The sequence below is a fragment of the Streptomyces sp. NPDC054840 genome (genome assembly GCF_053611065.1).
This window is the reverse complement of sequence record NZ_JBSGZP010000588.1, coordinates 1-4,713: the sequence shown is the minus strand read 5'-3', so window position 1 is coordinate 4,713 and position 4,713 is coordinate 1. Positions and strand designations below refer to the sequence as shown.

The 4,713-nt window shown below is 69.8% G+C and carries 4 protein-coding genes and 1 pseudogene; all 5 read left to right on the top strand.

Annotated elements, in window-relative coordinates; all coding sequences use genetic code 11:
* The first annotated feature begins 266 nt into the window (after positions 1-266).
* Positions 267-1,325, top strand: a complete 1,059-nt coding sequence (locus ACWGIU_RS30200; RefSeq protein WP_453711094.1) for a FecCD family ABC transporter permease — start codon at positions 267-269, stop codon at positions 1,323-1,325.
* Positions 1,322-2,383, top strand: coding sequence for a FecCD family ABC transporter permease (locus ACWGIU_RS30195; protein WP_453711092.1), 1,062 nt, complete (start codon positions 1,322-1,324; stop codon positions 2,381-2,383). The genes ACWGIU_RS30200 and ACWGIU_RS30195 overlap by 4 nt, the downstream gene beginning before the upstream one ends.
* Positions 2,384-2,459: 76 nt before the next feature.
* Positions 2,460-3,320, top strand: a complete 861-nt coding sequence (locus ACWGIU_RS30190; RefSeq protein ID WP_453711090.1) for an ABC transporter ATP-binding protein — start codon at positions 2,460-2,462, stop codon at positions 3,318-3,320.
* 113 nt (positions 3,321-3,433) lie between these two features.
* Positions 3,434-4,495: an iron-siderophore ABC transporter substrate-binding protein gene (locus tag ACWGIU_RS30185; RefSeq protein ID WP_453711088.1), complete on the top strand. Its 1,062-nt coding sequence runs from the start codon at positions 3,434-3,436 to the stop codon at positions 4,493-4,495.
* Positions 4,492-4,713 (top strand): annotated as a pseudogene (locus ACWGIU_RS30180) (ABC transporter ATP-binding protein); the annotation flags it as partial. The gene ACWGIU_RS30185 and the pseudogene ACWGIU_RS30180, both read left to right, overlap by 4 nt.

The window sequence follows — 4,713 nt, the reverse complement described above, 5'->3', positions numbered from 1 at the left end:
GCCATGGGCCGGGGCGCGTTTCCACGCGATCGACCAGAGGAAGTAAGGACAGGGTTGCCTAATCGATCAACAGTGCATATTTAAGGGCGAGTTGGTTGTTCGCCACCCCCGCGTGACCGTTTTGTCTATCGACAGCGCGCCGTGGAATCAGCTTAGCTTTACCTAAGTCCGGTCGAGGCTGCGTCGGTGTGCCGACCCGACCGGGCGGTGGCGGGCGCCACCGGCCATGCCACCCCCGGTGGACCGAAGGGATGACGTAGAGCGACATGGGCGCGATCGCAGTGGAACGCCCTGTGCCCAGGGGCGTGACGGAGGCCCGTAGGCGGCGGGTCGTGGGCTCGGTCACCCTGGTGCTGGTCCTTCTGGCCGTCATGGTGGTGTCGCTGGCCGTCGGCGCGCGGGCGCTGACGCCCGCCGAGGTGTGGCGCGGGTTGTCGTCGGCGCCGGACCCTGACCAGCGGCTCACCGAGATACGGCTCATCGTGCGGACCGTACGGGTGCCGCGCACGGTGCTCGCGCTCGTGGCGGGCGTGGCACTGGGGGTCGGCGGGGCGCTGATCCAGGGGTACACGCGCAATCCGATCGCCGACACGGGCCTGCTGGGCGTGAACTCCGGCGCCTCGTTCGCCGTGGTGCTGGTGATCGCCCTGTTCGGGTTCGCCGGCCCGTTCCCGTACGTGTGGTTCGCCTTCCTGGGCGCCGCGGTCGCCGGCGTCGTCGTCTTCGGGCTGGCGAGCATCGGCCGGGGGGCCGGCAACCCGCTGACCCTCGCACTGGCCGGACAAGGGGTCACGGTGTTCCTCGCCGCGATGACCACGGCGGTAGCGCTGTCCGACAAGGCCTCGCTGAACGCCCTGCGCTTCTGGAACGCGGGCTCGGTGGCCGGTGTCGGGTTCGACGTCATCCGGCCCGTGATCGCGTTCATCGCCGTCGGGCTGGTGCTCGCGCTGATCACACTGCCCGCTCTCAACCTGCTCAACCTCGGTGACGACGTCGCGCGGGGGCTGGGGGTGAACATCGTGCTGAGCCGGACCGTCGGCATCGCCGCCATCACCCTCCTCGCGGGAGCCGCGACGGCGGCGTGCGGCCCCATCGCCTTCCTCGGCCTGATGGTGGCCCACATGGCCCGGTACCTGACCGGGCCGGACTACCGCTGGCTGGTGCCGTACGCGGGCCTGCTCGGCGCCATCGTCCTGCTGGTCTGCGACATAGCGGGGCGTCTGCTGGTGCGGCCGGGGGAGTTGGACGCGGGGGTCGTCGTGGCCCTCCTCGGGGCTCCGTTCTTCGCGGCCCTGGTGTGGCGCGGAAAGTTCAAGAGCGCATGACCGGAACCGAGGTGAAGGCAGCGGTGACGCCGGGCGTGCGGCTCGGCCCCGTCTCGTTCGTCTGGCGGCCGTGGGTCGTGTGCGTCACGCTGCTGCTGGCTGCGGCGACCTTCCTCGTGTTCTGCGTGTCCATCGGCGTCGGGGACTTCCCCATCGGCCTGTTCCGCGTGATCGCCACGGTCCTGGGCGGGGGCGAGCAGGTCGACAGGTTCGTGATCATGGACCTGCGGATGCCGCGGGCCCTGGCCGGTCTCGTGGTGGGCGTCGCGCTCGGAGTGTCGGGGGCGATCACCCAGTCGATCGCGCGCAATCCGCTGGCCAGCCCGGACATCCTGGGGATCACCGGCGGCGCCGGCGCGGTCGCGGTGTTCCTGGTGACGGTGTCGGGCGGGACCGCCGCGGCGGTCGTCGACTCCGTGGGCCTGTCCGGGGCGGCGCTCGCGGGCGGCCTCGGCACGGGTCTCCTCGTCTACTTCCTGGCGTGGCGGCGCGGGATCGACGGCTTCCGGCTCATCCTCATCGGCATTTCGGTGAGCGCCGTGACGGAGGCGGTCACGACCTGGCTGCTGGTCACGGCCGACATCAGGGACGTCGCCCGGGCCCAGGCCTGGCTGGTCGGCTCGCTGGACAACCGCTCGTGGGACGACGTGGGGGTGGCGCTCTGGTGCACCTTGGTCCTCATGGCCGTCGTGACGGTGGTCGCGTTCCAGTTCAAGCCGCTGCACCTCGGTGACGACGTGGCCGCGGGCCTCGGCGTCCGGTACGCGAGGGTGCGCGCGGTACTGCTGCTGTGCGCGGTGCTGCTGGCCGGCGTGGCGGTGAGCGCGGCCGGCCCGGTCCCGTTCGTCGCGCTGGTGGCGCCCCAGGTGGCGATGCGGCTGGCGAAGTGCCCGACACCGCCGATGGCGGCCTCCGGGACGGTCGGGGCCCTCCTGCTGATCGGCGCGGACCTGGTCGCCCGTACGGCACTGCCGATCACCCTCCCGGTCGGTGTGGTGACCGCCGTGATCGGCGGTCCCTTCCTCGTCCATCTGCTGGTGCGGGCCAACCTCCGCTGACCGGCATCCTTCGGACTCCGGACCTCGGACTCCGGACCTCGGACCTCGGACCGTCAGACCCGCGGACCTTTCAGACATGCCTACTGCAAGGGGAGTTGTGGCCGTGACGCAGATCGCCGAAATCGAGTCGGACGGGGACGAGGCCGCACGGCTGGCGGCCAGAGGGGTCACGGTCGGGTACGGCGGCCGGGTCGTCATCGACGACCTCCACGTCTCGATCCCGCCGCGGGTGATCACCACGATCATCGGCTCCAACGGATGTGGGAAGTCGACCCTGTTGCGGACCCTGTCCCGGCTGCTCAAACCGACCAGCGGATCGGTCGTGCTCGACGGCGAGGACATCGGCCGGCTCAGGACCAGGGACGTGGCCAGGAAGCTCGGCCTGCTGCCGCAGGCGCCAGTGGCGCCGGAGGGGCTCACGGTGGCCGATCTCGTCGCCAGGGGCCGTCATCCGCACCAGAGTTGGCTGCGGCAGTGGTCCTCCGACGACGCCGACGTCGTGGCGCGGGCCCTGGCCATGACCGGGGTCTCCGACCTGGCCGACCGCCCGGTCGACGCGCTGTCCGGCGGACAGCGGCAGCGGGTCTGGATCTCGATGACGCTGGCTCAGGGCACCGACCTGCTGCTGCTGGACGAGCCGACCACCTATCTGGACCTGGCACACGCGATCGACGTGCTCGACCTCGTGGACGACCTCCACGAGTCGGGATGCACGGTGGTCCTGGTGCTGCACGACCTCAATCTGGCCACCCGCTACAGCGACAACCTCATCGTGATGAAGGCCGGTTCGATCCTTGCGCAGGGTCATCCCCGTGACGTGATCACCGCTGAGTTGTTGTACGAGGCGTTCGGGCTGCGCGCCAAGGTGATCGACGACCCGGTCGGGGACCGGCCGCTCATCGTGCCCATCGGGCGAACCCACGTGCACACCCCTTAGGTCAAACAAAGTTACGTCGCAAGTAAGGCTAGGCTAGCCTCACTTGGGCGCGGTAGGGTTTGGCTGCCCTCGGGCGGAACGGCAATGGACGGCACGAAAGCAAGGGATTGCGGATGCTTCTCCATCGATCGACACGTAGGAAGCCCTGGCAGCGATTGGCGGCCGGAGTGTCCGCCGCGACCCTCGGTGTCGGCCTTCTGGCCGGATGCGGTTCCGATGCGGCGGACCGGGCCGACGAGAAGAGCGACAACGCCCCGGCCGCCGCAGGCGCCTTCCCGGTCACCGTGGAGCACGCTTTCGGATCGACCGAGGTGGAGAAGGCCCCCAAGCGGGTCGTCTCGGTCGGCTACACCGACGACCAGGCCATCCTGGCGTTCGGCATCAAGCCGGTCGGCATGGTCGACCAGTACCCGAACCCGCCGGGCACCTCCCCCGACATCAACACGCAGTGGCCGTGGGTGAAGGAGCAGTGGGGCGACAGCCGCCCCGAGGTCATCATGAACAACGGTGACGCCGGCCCGAACTACGAGAAGATCGCGGCCCTGCGGCCGGACCTGATCATCGCGGTGTACTCCGAGATCGACGAGGCCGGCTACGAGAAGCTCTCCAAGATCGCCCCCACCGTGGGCCGCACCAAGGACGAGAAGGAGCCGTTCAGCGCTCCCTGGCAGGACAACGCCGTCCACATCGGCAAGGCGCTCGGTCAGGAGGCCAAGGGCACCGCACTGGTGAAGGGCATCCAGGACAAGCTCGACGCGGCCAGGAAGGCGCACCCCGAATTCGCGAACCAGACCGCCGTCCCGCTGTCCTGGTACAAGGATTCGGTGGCCCCGTTCACCACCACCGACGTGCGCGGCCGGCTGGTGACCGGCATCGGCTACAAGGGTCAGACCGAGATCGACAAGATCGCGGACGGCAAGTTCTACACCACGCTCTCCCCGGAGCGCATGGACCTCGTCGACGTCGACCGCATCTTCGTCATCGCCGACAAGGCGGACCAGGAAGCCCTGAGGAAGTTCCAGCTGTTCACCAACCTGAACGCGGTCAAGAACGGCAAGGTCTCCTACCTCCTCGACAGCGAGGGCCCGGCCGTCGGCGCGGCCATGTCCCAGGGAACCCTGCTCTCCCTGCCGTACGCCATCGACGAACTCGTCAAGTCGGCCGGTCAGGTGTGAGCACCACCGCCACGCGCGTCGCCCCGTCGACCCTGCGCACGACGAGCGGACGCGAGGCCGGCCGCTGGGTCGCGGCACACTGCCGCGAGGTGCCGTGGCTGACCTTCGCCACCGTGTTCACCACGGTGGCGGGGGCGGCCCTCCAGGTGCTCCCGCTGCTCCTGCTCGGCCGCGTCGTCGACGGGGTGCTCGCGGGCGGACCACGCTCGATCCTGGTC